23 protein-coding genes are annotated in these 13582 nt (G+C 45.3%); 5 read left to right on the top strand and 18 right to left on the bottom strand.

What is annotated here, in order from left to right:
* Positions 1-187 precede the first annotated feature (187 nt).
* The 16 genes from AC1VOR_RS06140 to AC1VOR_RS06065 all read right to left on the bottom strand — a co-directional run bounded on the left by AC1VOR_RS06140 (position 188) and on the right by AC1VOR_RS06065 (position 7273).
* Positions 188-325: a hypothetical protein gene (locus AC1VOR_RS06140; protein ID WP_482616524.1), complete on the bottom strand. Its 138-nt coding sequence runs from the start codon at positions 323-325 to the stop codon at positions 188-190.
* A 2-nt stretch (positions 326-327) separates the two neighbouring features.
* A complete protein-coding gene (locus AC1VOR_RS06135; protein ID WP_482616522.1) occupies positions 328-1119 on the bottom strand; it encodes a DnaA ATPase domain-containing protein in 792 nt (263 codons plus the stop codon).
* Positions 1013-1822: a DUF4373 domain-containing protein gene (locus AC1VOR_RS06130; protein WP_482616521.1), complete on the bottom strand. Its 810-nt coding sequence runs from the start codon at positions 1820-1822 to the stop codon at positions 1013-1015. The genes AC1VOR_RS06135 and AC1VOR_RS06130 overlap by 107 nt, the downstream gene beginning before the upstream one ends.
* A gap of 28 nt (positions 1823-1850) precedes the next feature.
* Complete coding sequence (locus AC1VOR_RS06125) at positions 1851-2243, bottom strand: hypothetical protein (RefSeq protein ID WP_482616519.1); 393 nt, start codon at positions 2241-2243, stop codon at positions 1851-1853.
* A gap of 9 nt (positions 2244-2252) precedes the next feature.
* A complete protein-coding gene (locus AC1VOR_RS06120) occupies positions 2253-2579 on the bottom strand; it encodes a hypothetical protein (RefSeq protein ID WP_482616518.1) in 327 nt (108 codons plus the stop codon).
* On the bottom strand, positions 2566-3204 hold the full coding sequence (locus tag AC1VOR_RS06115) for an ERF family protein (RefSeq protein WP_482616516.1): 639 nt from the start codon (positions 3202-3204) through the stop codon (positions 2566-2568). The genes AC1VOR_RS06120 and AC1VOR_RS06115 overlap by 14 nt, the downstream gene beginning before the upstream one ends.
* 2 nt (positions 3205-3206) lie before the next feature.
* A complete protein-coding gene (locus tag AC1VOR_RS06110; protein WP_482616514.1) occupies positions 3207-3761 on the bottom strand; it encodes a host-nuclease inhibitor Gam family protein in 555 nt (184 codons plus the stop codon).
* Positions 3762-3809: 48 nt separating this feature from the next.
* Positions 3810-4019, bottom strand: a complete 210-nt coding sequence (locus AC1VOR_RS06105) for a hypothetical protein (protein ID WP_482616512.1) — start codon at positions 4017-4019, stop codon at positions 3810-3812.
* A 198-nt stretch (positions 4020-4217) separates the two neighbouring features.
* Positions 4218-4439 carry a hypothetical protein gene (locus AC1VOR_RS06100; RefSeq protein ID WP_482616510.1) on the bottom strand — a complete coding sequence of 74 codons (222 nt, stop codon included), beginning with the start codon at positions 4437-4439 and terminating at the stop codon, positions 4218-4220.
* 80 nt (positions 4440-4519) lie between these two features.
* A complete protein-coding gene (locus AC1VOR_RS06095) occupies positions 4520-4717 on the bottom strand; it encodes a hypothetical protein (RefSeq protein WP_482616509.1) in 198 nt (65 codons plus the stop codon).
* Positions 4717-5403: a hypothetical protein gene (locus AC1VOR_RS06090; RefSeq protein ID WP_482616508.1), complete on the bottom strand. Its 687-nt coding sequence runs from the start codon at positions 5401-5403 to the stop codon at positions 4717-4719. The genes AC1VOR_RS06095 and AC1VOR_RS06090 overlap by 1 nt, the downstream gene beginning before the upstream one ends.
* A 44-nt stretch (positions 5404-5447) precedes the next feature.
* Positions 5448-5705, bottom strand: coding sequence for a DUF7667 family protein (locus AC1VOR_RS06085; RefSeq protein ID WP_482616506.1), 258 nt, complete (start codon positions 5703-5705; stop codon positions 5448-5450).
* A gap of 21 nt (positions 5706-5726) precedes the next feature.
* Positions 5727-5984 carry a hypothetical protein gene (locus AC1VOR_RS06080; RefSeq protein ID WP_482616504.1) on the bottom strand — a complete coding sequence of 86 codons (258 nt, stop codon included), beginning with the start codon at positions 5982-5984 and terminating at the stop codon, positions 5727-5729.
* 11 nt (positions 5985-5995) lie between these two features.
* Positions 5996-6736 (bottom strand): Rha family transcriptional regulator, encoded by a 741-nt coding sequence (locus AC1VOR_RS06075; RefSeq protein ID WP_482616503.1) that lies wholly within the window; start codon positions 6734-6736, stop codon positions 5996-5998.
* A 1-nt stretch (position 6737) separates the two neighbouring features.
* Positions 6738-7007, bottom strand: coding sequence for a helix-turn-helix domain-containing protein (locus tag AC1VOR_RS06070; RefSeq protein ID WP_482616499.1), 270 nt, complete (start codon positions 7005-7007; stop codon positions 6738-6740).
* A 56-nt stretch (positions 7008-7063) separates the two neighbouring features.
* Positions 7064-7273 carry a helix-turn-helix transcriptional regulator gene (locus tag AC1VOR_RS06065; RefSeq protein WP_482616498.1) on the bottom strand — a complete coding sequence of 70 codons (210 nt, stop codon included), beginning with the start codon at positions 7271-7273 and terminating at the stop codon, positions 7064-7066.
* Positions 7274-7424: 151 nt separating this feature from the next.
* Between AC1VOR_RS06065 and AC1VOR_RS06060 the strand changes: the two genes are divergently transcribed.
* Both AC1VOR_RS06060 and AC1VOR_RS06055 read left to right on the top strand, forming a co-directional pair.
* Entirely contained in the window at positions 7425-7733 is a 309-nt protein-coding gene (locus AC1VOR_RS06060; protein ID WP_482616496.1) for a helix-turn-helix transcriptional regulator, read from the top strand.
* Positions 7734-7820: 87 nt separating this feature from the next.
* A complete protein-coding gene (locus AC1VOR_RS06055) occupies positions 7821-9044 on the top strand; it encodes a tyrosine-type recombinase/integrase (protein WP_482616493.1) in 1224 nt (407 codons plus the stop codon).
* 98 nt (positions 9045-9142) lie between these two features.
* Here AC1VOR_RS06055 and cymR read toward each other — a convergent pair whose 3' ends face one another.
* Positions 9143-9562 (bottom strand): cysteine metabolism transcriptional regulator CymR, encoded by a 420-nt coding sequence (cymR, locus tag AC1VOR_RS06050; protein WP_059051882.1) that lies wholly within the window; start codon positions 9560-9562, stop codon positions 9143-9145.
* A 191-nt stretch (positions 9563-9753) separates the two neighbouring features.
* Between cymR and mnmA the strand changes: the two genes are divergently transcribed.
* Together mnmA and AC1VOR_RS06040 are read left to right on the top strand one after the other, a co-directional pair.
* Complete coding sequence (gene mnmA / locus AC1VOR_RS06045; protein WP_482616491.1) at positions 9754-10866, top strand: tRNA 2-thiouridine(34) synthase MnmA; 1113 nt, start codon at positions 9754-9756, stop codon at positions 10864-10866.
* Entirely contained in the window at positions 10863-11180 is a 318-nt protein-coding gene (locus tag AC1VOR_RS06040) for a hypothetical protein (protein WP_482616490.1), read from the top strand. Before mnmA ends, AC1VOR_RS06040 begins: the two co-directional genes overlap by 4 nt.
* Positions 11181-11446: 266 nt before the next feature.
* On the opposite strand, the gene AC1VOR_RS06035 is transcribed toward AC1VOR_RS06040, so the two are convergent.
* Entirely contained in the window at positions 11447-12757 is a 1311-nt protein-coding gene (locus tag AC1VOR_RS06035) for a replication-associated recombination protein A (protein ID WP_482616489.1), read from the bottom strand.
* A gap of 400 nt (positions 12758-13157) precedes the next feature.
* Between AC1VOR_RS06035 and AC1VOR_RS06030 the strand changes: the two genes are divergently transcribed.
* The gene (locus AC1VOR_RS06030) at positions 13158-13460 is read left to right on the top strand and encodes a CD3324 family protein (protein WP_482616487.1); all 303 of its coding nucleotides are present in this window, start codon (positions 13158-13160) and stop codon (positions 13458-13460) included.
* Positions 13461-13582 lie beyond the last annotated feature (122 nt).

Raw genomic sequence — 13582 nt, 5'->3', positions numbered from 1 at the left:
TCTTTCGGTAAAACTCTATCGCTTCATCTGCCAAATCAAGTTGGCATCTGTTGCATACTGGCACCGTAGCCCAATATACAGTGGCGTGGTTTTTACATCCCGGTACGTTACATTGCATTGCTTCGTCCCTCCCTTTTGTCTGCTATATCCTTGATCATGCTTATTAAGCAGCATGTATTCAAAGGATTCAAATATCTCGGTTATCTCCTTCTTCTGCCGGTTCGCTTCGTATATCTTGTTTTTCAAACTCATACGTTTCACGACCTATCTGCAAAAATCTTTCGAAATCCTTGTCAATCAACTCGTAGTCGTCAATGTTATCCACCGTTACACCTCGTCTCTCAGGCGATAATTCAGCCCCTCTTGATCAAGCACCACTTTGTAATTGCGGCACATTTCGTTGATTCGGCTGCCTGTCGCCTCGTCAAACTCGCACATTTTGGCAATCGTCCATTCGCTGCTGATCATGACAGGCAATTGATTTAAATAGCGATAGTTTATAATTCCGAAAATTTGTTCGAGTTGGAACGGAGTTGGCTTTTCGCGGCCCTTGAATAGGTCGTCTATAAAAAGCACCTCTACCCGTTGCAGCCTGTATACCTTGTCTGCCAAATCATCAAAACTTGATTTTAAATCCGCAAATCCTTCAATCCACGGAAAGTACAGTACTTCGATGTTGCGAGATAGGAGGTTGTTTGCTGTCGCCATCAGCAAATGAGTCTTGCCAGCTCCAGGACGGCCAAGGAGGCATATCCCGTTGCTGCGGCTCTTACGGACTGTTTGAAAATTAGTGGCGTACTCAGCCGCTACTTTAAAGGCATGTTGGACAATAGTCGGTCCACCTTTAGCCTCAAAGTTAGCGAAGCTCATCTCCCGGAAACTATCTGTGATCTGGCTGGACTGGATTAGTCGGTCCTGCCGTCGTCGCAATACGCATTCGCAATCGCGCCAATACCAGTTGTCATCAACCCTGTAAAAACTCCCTTCTTCTCCCCGGCACTTTGGGCACGTATCAGAAGAGTCCCATTGCTTTGAGGTCGATTCCGTCAAGTTCTCTTGGGTCGAAGGGCTTGTTTTTGTCTGCCGAAGCAAATTTACTCGGGCTTGTAGGTCTGTCATTAGGTCCTTCATGCTTTCCAGACGCCTTACCTCCCCTCTGCTTTGTAACTGCCTCTATAACCCATCTCCTAATGGTCAGGTTGTCTGATTTGGTTTTGTAATTCTTTTCGGCCTTGTAGGAAGTTAGATAGTCGATAGCTCTTTTGGTTATTTCCTCACCAAACTCCGAAACCAGTCTATCGTGTTCAACCTGTGTCAATGTAACCGATTCGGAAAATGAGATTTTAGGTATAATATCTTTAATACTTTTCTTTTCTTTTACTTTTACTTTCCTTTTACTTTGTGTACTTTCTTCCCCTGTTTCTGCGTCAGAAACTTCACAGGAATTAGGAAGTAACTCAACTTCCGCGCCATTACGGGGTTTGTTGCGCATCTTCACACGCTTATCAACCACCACTTTTGACCGCTTTTTGACCCCTTCTGATGTTAAAACACATCTTTCTTGGTATGCCGTAGGATCAAAACACTCTCTTTTTATTGCCGTTTGAAGCATACTGTTGAATTTCTCCTGTGATACTTCCACTTTCTTGGCGAGTATCTGAATAGTTTCTGCGTCAGAAACGTCTAACTCAAAATCAGGCTGCTTGTAAATGAGTTCCAAGAGTATAAAGTAAAACGCATATCCATCATTTCCGTACAGCATTCTCATTGCTTCGATTTTGGTATCATTAACGGCATCTGTATCATGTGGAAAGTAATCCATACCTTCTTTTCGAGGCCGCGCCATCTTATCACCTACTTGCTTTAGATCGTAATTTTTCAAGTGCCTTCGTCGGGTCTCGGCCTGCCTTTTTAGTTGCCAAAAACTCAAGTAACAGCGGCTGCCATAGCCTTTTATTGGAGTGTACAAGGGTATGCATTTCGGTAGAGAGCAGCACGCAGTTCCAAATTTCGTACTTTCCGTTGCCGCCGCCCATACCGCTGTAAACAACCCGGTGCAGATGTAGTCCTGGACCGGGCTTACCGCTAAGTAAGCACCAGTCTCCATCCCGCTTCTTGACTACCGCCCTAACCTGTTCTTTGGTAAATTCCTTTTCCTTGCTACGCTTCCGCAATGGAGTTTCTACCTTATTGCGCCGTCCCAACTGTTCTTCTTTGGAGTATGGTCTGAATCCAAAGTCCATAAGGATCACCTACATATCCGTTTGGTATTTGAGTATTGTTTGTAAAGCTGATACTTGCACCTTGATAGCGTCAGCAGCTTCGATGCCAGCCTTAAACTGCGCCTCCGCTAAATCACGTTCGAAAAGTTTGTCAGACACGTTGCCTTTGGCTAAGTCCGTAACAATCGATACTGGTATATTGTCTGCACGTATTCTTACAATCTCCTGTGCAAGCGCTAGGCGGTAATCTCGCTCTGCTTCGGCCTTTGCCCTACCTAATCCAAACAATGCGTCAGCGGACTTGCTAAGCCGCTGAGATGCGGCGTGTATCTCTTGAGTGATATTAACTAGCTCCATGTATCTCCTTTCCGGCATTTTCAAGCCTTGAGCATAATTCGTCATATTCTTGCTTAGTTAGATCCTCCGCTTGTGTCTTGTTGTAATCTTTCATAAGAGCCTTCTTAACATCTGCGGTATTGATTCCCTTGCTGTTTGCAATTGCAAATAATCTCTTCACCTGATTTTCTGATAGTTTCTTTGGACCATACTCCACTTGATTTCCAGAAACGCCGTTGGCATCATCATCTTTTTCAGTCGATATTCCCGATATAGCAGACAATGAGTAGCGCTTCATGTAGGTTATTTGCCCGCCCAAATCCTGCATATTGTTACTAGCAGCTACACTTAGCGGCTCAGACTTTACCCATTCCCCGGATTCGTGTAAAAGCATCGTCTCTACGGAAATCATTAAGTTTCCATCTTGAGCGAAGGTCTTAGGCGTTTGTAACACGGCTATCCCATTTTCCTTGTACACACCCTTTAGAGCATCGAAAATACCGTCTAAATCGGTGTAAGAAAATTCATACGTGCCTCCGGATTTAGTTTTAACAGTTACGTTAGTATTGTGTTTAGGAGTCTCTACGGCCCCCCATGCAACAACCAGAGACTTAGAAATAGATTGATTAGATTCGGAAAAAATCATTGTCACACCTCCGGTTTAATCACAAGTTCGTCTCCGCGATATTCCACCGTGATTCCTTGTACTTGCTGTCCATCTGGATCGACGACAGCCCCGGATTCGCTGGGAATAAATAATTTTTTAATCTCACTCTTTGCGGGCTCTTTTTTAGTGCGGATCAACTCATGCGCCCCATTTTCTTCTAGCCAGGCGACTAATTTTTCATCATCATAGTTCCACTTTGGTTGCTGCTTTTTAAAACTAAACGACCCATAAGGCGTTTTCTCTGATTTAAACTTAGGATCAGTTGCGCGGCGTTCGGCTGCATATTCGGCCACAAGGCTATCGAAATATTCTGTATCGCGTTGAAGTTTCTCTAACTCTCTGGTTCGATATGATTCAATTCGATACTTTTCAGCATCCGCCACCTTGTTAATCTCGGACTTTTTAGCCTCAATTGCGGCCAGTTTGCGCATTACCCAAGTTAAGGATTCAAGGTCAGTTACGGAAAAGCGCTGGCGTTCCTCTTCCTCTTGCGACTGCATTTCATCCAATTCCTCTTGCAACAACGGATTGATCATCCCTTTACAACCTCCTAATAATCGTGTTATTGTTTACGTGATAATTTTTTAAAGCTTTTGACCTCTGTTGGCGCAGTGGTCATTTTCTGTTTTTAGGACCTGTTCGGCAGTTTCTAAAGCGGCGATTACCTTAACAAGATCGATAGCGATAAAGTCTCCGGTTATTTTTAAGGCAGTTGCGGCCGACACGTTTTCTAGGTCCATTTCCAGTTGTTTCAACGGGGCCATCCCCTTTTGTAGCCACTCCATTCCGTTCATGTTCTTCCTCCAAACTCCGTCTAATGCGGTCGTATTCGGACCGCTGTACGGCATTTTTAAAGACAAATTTGGGATGCGGGCCTTTTGTACGCGTTGCGCCTACAAAAGGCCGGGCAAACTCAGATATAAAGTCATCTTTCGCCGCTATCCGTATCTGCATGTTCAACTGGTTCAATCCTCCCAACTAATATTTGACCGTTAGTTTCCAAGGCTTCCGACAGGCACATCGGGCAATGAGGCTGTTTGATTTCGTAGACAATGTATTTTGCCTCCCTGCCACACCCGCACTTCACCATTTGGTTGCACCTTCTTCCATCCGCTTCTGGATAGTACATAGCCAAGCCTTTTCATCTCAGCCATACTCAAATCAACAAAGCCATACTCTCTCTTTTGCTCGTCGGTCATATCACTTACCCACATACTTGATTCCCTTCTTGTTGGCTGCCACCGCGTCACTTAACACCGACAATTTTTCAACCATAGTTAGGGCGTTCCAAATCTTACCGGTGATTTTCATGCTTATCTTCCTCCAATCTATTTTTGAGTTGGGTGGTTACTGCATCCAGCGCGGCATTGGCCTCTGATAGTGACTTGTTGTATTTGCTGTCCCCCGGAAAATCTACCAGTCGTGATTTTACGATGTATATATGATCTAGTAAGGCCGTTTGGATGGTATAGAGAGTATCAAGCCCAAACATTACTCTGCGTCCTGCCAATGACCGCTTATTAAGTTGTTTGGCTTTGTTTTGGCTGTGACTTTGGCGTGACGGCTCCAGTTGGTAACTTTAACCTTAAGCCCGGCGAAAACCCCATAATCTAAGCCTGCCTCGATGCCCGTGCCTGCCTTGATGCCCGTGCCTGCCTTGATGCCCCAGCCTGCCTTGATGCCCTCGCCTGCCTCGATGCCCGTGCCTGCCTTGATGCCCCAGCCTGCCTTGATGCCCTCGCCTGCCTCGATGCCCTCGCCTGCCTCGATGCCCGTGCCTGCCTCGATGCCCGTGCCTGCCTTGATGCCCCAGCCTGCCTTGATGCCCGTGCCTGCCTTGATGCCCGTGCCTGCCTTGATGCCCCAGCCTGCCTTGATGCCCTCGCCTGCAATCAGCAATTTAATAAAGGCTCCAATTTTAAAGACAACTCTTCCTGCAAAGACGATCTGCAGAGTAGATTCATTGACGTGTTCCTCGTACTCTCGCACATCCTCTGTAGGGCCAACTCTTCTAAGCAGCCACTCCGCCCAATCCGCACGGCCAACCTCACAGCATTTGTCCAAAATGGCTTGATATTCACCGCCCTCAGGAAACTCTTTCATGAAAAATCTGTATCCTTCCGGGCAAGCGCCATAAGCTTTTACTTGCTCCGACGTAATCAAAAATGTACCTTTCATTTAACTTCCTCCTAAAATTTAGTTTAACTATGCGAAAACTCGGTCTAAACCTCAAACAAGTCCCTTTCCAGCGCCTCAATCTTCGCGCAGATATCATGTTGCCAGTCATACTCGCCGTTGACATGAGCAATGTATGAGAGGTTTTTCAGTTCGTCCAGTCTCTGAATCATTTTCAAATTTTGCTTGAGCAATGGTTGCAACAACTTAAAAGCAGCTTTATCTAGTTTTATTTGACCGTATTGATTCGTTGACATCCACGTGATAAGCGCCATCTTACGATGTATAGGATGTATGCCGATCAAGGGGTATCACTCCTTTCGTAATTATGCTTGCATCATGCCGTCAGCATCATATCGCGTGTAGTTGTGTGGGTTTAACCCTTGGCGCTTTATATAGCTCATGATGTCTTTGATCTTGCGACCGTTCACCTTAAGGACACATAACCATTCGTCCACTGCAAGCCCATGTAGTATGTCGTGGAGATCGTTACCTTCGTAATACATCACAGCAGGCTCTTCTAACCCTACAGCTTGATAGTCGCTAAAAGCTCCGCGTACAATACCCTTGAATTGATATTTCATGTTCTACCTCCTTAGGCTAATGTCCCAATAGCCAATTCTTTGACTATAGTGGTATAGATTTCTTTGAGCCTGGAATCAGACTCGATTACGTCCATGCGGTTAGTCTCGTTGATCTTGGTTTTGGTCGCCCCTGCATCTGCTAAGCGGTCCTGAAGGTTCTTGAGACGGATGTTTAGTTGGCATTTACCGCGCTCTTCGAGCAGCCTATAGCTCTCGGTGCGGATATCCCGGTAACTTGTGCCGGATCGATATGCTGCGCCGTTGAGCATACCTTTGATCATGTTGCGCCAGCTTTCGTCATGCTGTAAAAAGGTATCTTTGATGACTGTCACTTGCTGTTCGGTTTGTTGCTGGCGTTGTTCGATCTGCTTCACGTTTTGTTCCATGGATATTAATAGTTGGAGTTGAGGGCTGAGTCCAGTTAGGTCAATCGCCTGCGACTTTTCCATTTCCTCAAACCTGGACACATAAGCAGCGGTAAACAATGTTCCTTTTTCACCCGTGAGTTTATTCGCAACCATGTCGCATCCCTTTCTAGTTAAAAGGAAGCACGGCAGTTCTCTTCCAGTCGCATCCTTGTAAGTGTTGATGATGAAAAATTCACTGAGGGGAAAATCTCCTTTAGTGAGATATTCCGAGTAAGTGCGAATACTTTTGATTAGATCGCTGTGCGGTCTTCCGATCATTTCCGCAACATCCCGGCTATCGACTAGCAACTGACCGTTTTGATTGATGATCTGCAATTTGTTCACCCTAAAGCTCCTTTCCTTGGTTAGAGACTAAACCAATCGTTTTCCTCGCCTGATACTTTTCAACAGAGGTTTTTGTGATTTTCCAGCGCCCTCCCTCCTTGTAGGCATCTATTTCGCCTTGCTTTATCCGATTGATAACTGTGTATCTACTAATGTCCAAATAATCGGCGGCTTGGGCAACGTCTATAGTTGGAGGCAGAGCGCAGCCAGCAACGATTTCGTTATGTGATTGGTATTGCTTAATAATAATGTCCAAAGAATTTCTAACCATTTCAATGATTGCATCTTCGATTGTAGACAGATAAATCCCCCCTACCCAAAGTTGATTTATCCACTTAAAGTGGACTGGGAGTCAAAAAAAATTTGATCCATTTTAACTCCCACGATTGACGAAAATACCCTCGCCTTGCCTACAGGCATGTTATCTGGGTTTTTCTCCCACTTGAGATAAGTATCTCTGTGGACCCCCAACCTTTCCGCAACATCCTTTTGGGTTAAATCGCAAAGCAATCTTGCCTGCTTTGGAGATAGTGCCATTGTTTAATCACCTCATTTCTTGTTTATAAGCAAATAATAATCTACTTTAAGTGGATAGTCAACAACTATTTTATTGTTTTTTCTATCTTTAAGTTGATTTTTTTCGACTTTCGTTTTATACTCATATCAAATAAAAGGAGGCTACATTAAATTGAGTATTGCAAATAACCTAAAGAAGCTGCGCGAAAGGTACCACATAACACAACAAGAACTAGCCGAAATTGCTGGAGTTACCAATAGAGCTGTATCCGCTTGGGAAACTGGGGTGAAAGAACCAAGAATGGGCGCGATTGAAAAAATCGCCCAACACTTCTCTCTCAAAAAAAGTAACTTAATTGAAGAGGGAGGAATGGAAGCAACACAAATTAATAATCCTGAATTTAATTTAGAAGATTTTACAGAAGAGGAAATCAAACAGATCATAAAGTATGCGGATTTCTTGAAATCGAACAGAGAATGACTTTCGGAGAATAACTTTTTATTTATACTTCACCAGTGGAGACACTGTTTAAATATATTTAAACAACTTTAGACGAGGAGGATTTAGGTGGTAGACAAGGAAAAAAAGACGACCAGGGATCTACCAAAAAATATTCGCGAAAGGAACGGGAAATTTTCCTACAGATATTATGTTCCTGTCACCGAAATTGTAGATGGAAAAGAAAAAAAGAGCAGTAAAGAAACTGAATCACCTTTATTCGATACTCTGGGAGAAGCAGAAGATTTTGGGATATTAATAAAAGCCGAAAAAATCAACAAAACCCTGAAATATGAGAGTAATATGACAGTGAAGCTTTTCAGCCATGTATGGTTAAAAGAATATATTATGGAAAGGGAGCCCGCTATTAACACTATTAAAAGTAGGAAGGCTGGGTTAATCCACATTTACAAGGAATTCGGGGCTTTCGCTTTAAGAGATGTGACAGAAGGCGGGTATCAGTCTCTTCTCTATAAACTTAAAGAGAAAGGATTGTCTAAAAGCACTATAACGTCAGTACATACGGCTGGTAGTTTGATGTTTAAACACGCTAAACGTAAAGGACTAATAAAAACAGACCCAACATCTGGCGCAAGAATACCCAAAGATAAGAGAGAGAAAAGAAAGCCAGGGGAAAAAAGGCAAGTCATCCCGCAGTTTCTTGAAAAGACTCAATTGGAAAAATTTATTGAAGTCTCTAAATTTACATTGAACATTAATTCATGGGCAGTGTTTCTTATCATGGCCTATACCGGATTGAGGGTGGCCGAAGCTGCTGGTTTACAATGGGAGGATATTGATACCGAAAATAGAACAATAGATATTAATAAGCAACTAGAAAAAAGCAGTATCAAAAATTACAGTTTTGGACCTACTAAAAACGAACAAAGCGAACGTGTTGTATATTATGGAGCAACCATTGCCAAGGCTCTGGAGAGTCTGAAGAGTTGGCAAAAAAGAGAAAAACTGTCTGCGAAAAGATTCAACCCCAAAGATAACTTTGTATTTTGGAGTCCAAACAATCCAGGATACCCATTTCAAATTACAAACTTGGGCGCAACAATGAGAAGATCGTTAAAAGCTGCCGATCTTCCCACTAACCTTACACCACACAGTTTAAGACATACTCATGTTTCTTTGCTTGCTTCTAATCCTAATGTTGGATTGACGGAAATACAGGCTCGCATCGGCCACAAGCCTAACTCTAAGGTAACGGCTTTAATCTATTTACACGTAACCCAAGCGAGACAACAGAAAATGGGCGACGATTTTGAATGGGCTATGAACAATTGATTTTCCAACCCGCTCGATCAATGCGGGTAAAGTACGGGTAAGTACCCCCCCAAATTCCCTCTAAAAACCCTTTAAAACAAAGGAATCCTAGTGATACTCTAAATGTAAAACATATAATTTTGCTTCAAGCCATGCTCTTCATAATTAACGAGACTATCCAGTGTCGTCGAATCCAGTACCTCGGCGATGCTATCACGAATCCGCAACCACAGGTCACGTTTGGCTGGATCGTCTTCCTCGGTAAAGTCGACCGGAGAGATCGGCCCTTCCAACACACGGATGATGTCTCCTGCGGTAATCTCAGTGGCTTCACGGGCCAAAATATATCCGCCATACGCTCCGCGCACACTCTTCACGAGTCCGGCGTTACGCAGCGGTGCAATCAATTGCTCCAGATAATGCTCGGATAATTGGTTTTTCTCGGCAATACTCTTCAGCGAGGTAGGTCCCTCACCAAATTTTGCGGCAAGCTCCATCATGATGGTCAGCCCGTAGCGTCCTTTTGTCGAAATTTTCAAACAAGGCACCTCTTTCAATTTTCAAGTAATCTTTATATAATTAGGATTTAATCAATTAAAGATGAAAAATCTCTCTATTCCTATCTTTAACCTATGCTTATCGTAACATATCACAGGTCTTTTGGAAAATAAAGCCCCGGTTATGATAAAATAAACGGCAGAGCGCACGTCGCTCAAAGGAGTGAACATCTATGGCAAAGCCAAATCATGAAATCCGCGTCGTCGTCGGTATGTCCGGCGGGGTCGATTCTTCGGTGACAGCCCTGTTGCTTAAGCAGCAAGGGTACGATGTCATCGGCATATTTATGAAGAACTGGGACGATACCGACGAGTTCGGCCATTGCACCGCTGAAGAGGATGCAGAAGACGTAAGGCGCGTCTGCGAGCAATTGGATATCCCCTACTATACGGTAAACTTTGAGAAGCAATACTTTGATAAAGTATTTGCCTATTTCCTCGAAGAATATAAGCGAGGCCGTACGCCAAACCCGGATGTGATGTGTAACCGGGAGATCAAATTCGGCGAGTTCCTCAACAAGGCGCTGGACCTTGGCGCTGACTACGTAGCGACGGGTCATTACGCCCGTGTCGTTGTAGAAGACGGTGTGTACAAGCTATTGCGCGGTGTAGATAATAACAAGGATCAAACCTATTTCCTGAACGCGCTAAGCCAAGAGCAGCTATCCAAGGCAATGTTCCCTATTGGTCACTTGCCTAAACCGGAGGTTCGTCGATTGGCTGAGGAAGCTGGACTTTACACGGCCAAGAAGAAGGATAGCACCGGGGTTTGCTTTATCGGTGAGCGCAACTTCAAGGAATTTCTAAGCAACTACCTGCCAGCCAAATCCGGTGACATGGTCGATATCGCTACCGGAGAAGTGAAGGGCCGACATGATGGCCTGATGTATTACACCTTGGGCCAACGCCAAGGACTTGGTATCGGTGGCTCTGGTACAGGAGAACCTTGGTTTGTTGCTGATAAAGATTTGGACAAGAACATTCTGTATGTTGTTCAAGGCGACCAGCACCCAAGTCTATATTCAACCTCACTCATTGCTTCGGGTATCAACTGGATCTCAGGCGCAGACAAGCTGCCGGACGGACCGTTTCGTTGCAGTGCAAAATTCCGTTATCGTCAGCCTGATCAAGGCGTTACTATAATCCCTCAAGCGGACGGTACTTTGCATGTGCAGTTTGACCAGCCGCAAAAGGCGATTACACCGGGTCAAGCTGTCGTGTTTTATCAAGCCGAAGAATGTCTGGGCGGGGGGACCATCGAAGCTCCTGCGAAGGTACAAGTATGAGGTTAACGGTAACAGAAAATCATAAGGGTGAGGGGAACTTCCCCACATTTCCGGTTGGATCAACAATAACAAACATTGCACCCTGCAAAAAGTTTAAAAATTGGGTGGAAGGCACAATAGAAGAGCACAAAACGTATTTCCCAACAGATTATATTGAGAACGGTAAATTAGTCTGTAATTATAACCCTACCGAGTTGATTGCATCCCAAGGTAGTACCGTAACTCTGCTTCAAGTTGTTTATGAATGGGCCTTAGTGGAGAATGAGACAGGGACTATTGGCTGGCTGCCTTTTGAGAAACTAAGATCTTCATGAGGTTGTTCAAAAAGTCGTCTTCCCAGGACGGAGTTGCTCTAGAAGTACATTCAACATCGATTCTTGCATTCAGTCAGGACTTCCGTTGCTCACGTACCTACTACGTACGCTCCGCTACTCAGTCCCTAACTTCATCCAACCTTCTCGGTCCTAAAAACCCGACTTTTTGAACTCGCGCTTTAGATGAAAATTAAAATTTAGTAAGAGGCCCCTTCCCGGTATGGTTTAGCCTAAACCATACCGGGAAGGGGCCTTATTTGATCTTTCTATTTCGATTTGCGCCGTAGTTCCTGATTATGCTTGATCTTCGCTTCATTCCCCTGTTCCGTGGCGTTATAGAAGGTACGACCAGCAAGCCGCTTCGGCAGATACTCCTGCTGTACATAATGCCCCGGATAGTCATGCGGGTACTTATAACCTTCATGCCCCAGCTTCATCGCTCCCTTATAGTGCGTGTCCCGCAAATGTAGCGGCACCTCGGCAGAAGTGATCTCCTCGATAGCAGCCAGGGCCTTGCCGATGGTCGTTACGACCCCATCCGACTTAGGACTCTCTACCGCGAATAGAATGGCTTGCACCACATTGAGACGGGCTTCGGGCCAGCCGTTATTTCGGTAAGCATCCAGGGCGCTGACCGCTTGCACCAAGGCTTGTGGATTCGCCAGACCGATATCCTCGCTACTGGCCGCAATCAAGCGACGGATAAACGTCATCGGGTCCATACCCAGCTTCTCTACGGCATACAAGAACCAGAACACAGCCGCATCGCTGGAGCCACGAATACTCTTGTGGAACGCAGACAACACATCATATTGCGTAGATTCATCCGCCTTGACCAGCGGACGTCGAATCGATTCTTCCGCCACCTCCAGGGTAACATGCACCGTACCGTCCGATTGCGGCGGGGTCGTCATAGCAGCTAGTTCCAGCGCATTCAGCGCCCGGCGAATATCACCGTTGGCCATGGCCGCAATATGCAGCAGCGCCTCTTCATCCACGGTAAGCGGCATGAATCCCAGCCCCTTCTCCGTGTCCAACAGAGCCCGCCGCATGGCCATGAGCGAATGCTCCTTGGTGAGAGATTCGAGCTGAAACAACGTAGAGCGGCTCATCAAGGCCCCATTTACATAATGGAACGGATTCTCCGTCGTCGCTCCAATAAATATAATCGTCCCCTTCTCCACCGCAGGCAGCAACGCATCCTGCCTTGAGCTATTAAAGCGATGTACCTCGTCGAGGAACAATATCGTTTTTGTCCCGTAAAAAGCTTTATCATTATGCGCCTTCTCAATCACTTCCCGAACGTCCTTGACTGAGGCATCGACCGCATTCAGACGAATAAATTCCGCCTTGGTATGCGCTGAAATAATATGGGCCAGTGTTGTCTTACCGCAGCCGGGAGGGCCATACAGCAAGATGGAAGATACCTGATCCGCCTCAATAGCCCGGCGCAATAGCTTGCCTGGACCTACAATATGCTCCTGCCCAATATATTCATCCAGCGAGGTTGGACGCATCCGATCAGCCAGTAGTCGCCCCGCCGTTCCTTTGTCTTCTTGGTAAGAAAATAAATCCACGTTTAGTCACTTCCTTGATTGTTACATATTCCATAGCATAGGATAACCCTATTTATTCTAGCACATCTACATCGATTGAACTAACCGTTATCCCGGAGTAAAAAACACTTATAGTCGTTCTTTCGCTTTCTTCTTTATGGCAGATATGAGTTAATATAGTTGTCGGGCCGACGAATCACGTGAAAGGGGGCTGATCGAAGTGATTTCAGTGAGTGAGGTGGTTTCCGCGTAAGCGGAAACCCGATACAAGCGGGGGGCTGGGAACAGCTCCCCTTATTTTGTTTTTCCTGAGCCTATGTTAAGATAAACGCAAGCAAAAAACCGAAAGGGGGATTTACGGCCATGTTGACTTATATCGTAATTGCGGCAACAGAACACGGACCACGAAATAAGGAGGCACATGATCGTGAACTACAAAAATGGGAAGGATGTTCTTCCCCCTAGGTTACTGCAAGAGCTACAAAATTACATTCAGGGAGAATTACTCTATATCCCCAAGCCGAACCGCTCACGAGCCTTATGGGGCGAACTCAGCGGCACCCGGAATTCTATTGCGAACCGGAATGAGGAGATTTATCGGCAATACCGCAGTGGCAGTACCGTAGGCGATTTGGCTACAAGCTATCATCTATCCGAAGAGAGTATACGCAAAATTGTAACCAAGGTGCGCTCGCTTCAACAGCCCGCCACCGTGACTGAATAGCACATATATGCATAGAAAAATAAAAGAAGCCCTTCCGTAATCGAAATTGACTAGCAGGGAAACATCCCTGCAAGGGTCTTTTCTTAAGGGGGCTTCTTTGGCATATACCTGACCAGGATCAA

The sequence above is a fragment of the Paenibacillus sp. 1SOY10 genome (genome assembly GCF_056836745.1).
The sequence above is the reverse complement of the archived record's forward strand: the minus strand, read 5'-3'. Positions and strand labels throughout refer to the sequence as shown.

Coding starts and splice junctions, on each gene's coding strand:
- AC1VOR_RS06135 (WP_482616522.1), bottom strand. CDS start 1,119: ATGACAGACCTACAAGCCCGAGTAAATTTGCTTCGGCAGACAAAAACA.
- AC1VOR_RS06130 (WP_482616521.1), bottom strand. CDS start 1,822: ATGGATTACTTTCCACATGATACAGATGCCGTTAATGATACCAAAATC.
- AC1VOR_RS06125 (WP_482616519.1), bottom strand. CDS start 2,243: ATGGACTTTGGATTCAGACCATACTCCAAAGAAGAACAGTTGGGACGG.
- AC1VOR_RS06120 (WP_482616518.1), bottom strand. CDS start 2,579: ATGGAGCTAGTTAATATCACTCAAGAGATACACGCCGCATCTCAGCGG.
- AC1VOR_RS06115 (WP_482616516.1), bottom strand. CDS start 3,204: ATGATTTTTTCCGAATCTAATCAATCTATTTCTAAGTCTCTGGTTGTT.
- AC1VOR_RS06110 (WP_482616514.1), bottom strand. CDS start 3,761: ATGATCAATCCGTTGTTGCAAGAGGAATTGGATGAAATGCAGTCGCAA.
- AC1VOR_RS06105 (WP_482616512.1), bottom strand. CDS start 4,019: ATGAACGGAATGGAGTGGCTACAAAAGGGGATGGCCCCGTTGAAACAA.
- AC1VOR_RS06100 (WP_482616510.1), bottom strand. CDS start 4,439: ATGTGGGTAAGTGATATGACCGACGAGCAAAAGAGAGAGTATGGCTTT.
- AC1VOR_RS06095 (WP_482616509.1), bottom strand. CDS start 4,717: ATGTTTGGGCTTGATACTCTCTATACCATCCAAACGGCCTTACTAGAT.
- AC1VOR_RS06090 (WP_482616508.1), bottom strand. CDS start 5,403: ATGAAAGGTACATTTTTGATTACGTCGGAGCAAGTAAAAGCTTATGGC.
- AC1VOR_RS06080 (WP_482616504.1), bottom strand. CDS start 5,984: ATGAAATATCAATTCAAGGGTATTGTACGCGGAGCTTTTAGCGACTAT.
- AC1VOR_RS06070 (WP_482616499.1), bottom strand. CDS start 7,007: ATGGTTAGAAATTCTTTGGACATTATTATTAAGCAATACCAATCACAT.
- AC1VOR_RS06065 (WP_482616498.1), bottom strand. CDS start 7,273: ATGGCACTATCTCCAAAGCAGGCAAGATTGCTTTGCGATTTAACCCAA.
- mnmA (WP_482616491.1), top strand. CDS start 9,754: ATGGCAAAGCCAAATCATGAAATCCGCGTCGTCGTCGGTATGTCCGGC.
- AC1VOR_RS06040 (WP_482616490.1), top strand. CDS start 10,863: ATGAGGTTAACGGTAACAGAAAATCATAAGGGTGAGGGGAACTTCCCC.
- AC1VOR_RS06030 (WP_482616487.1), top strand. CDS start 13,158: ATGATCGTGAACTACAAAAATGGGAAGGATGTTCTTCCCCCTAGGTTA.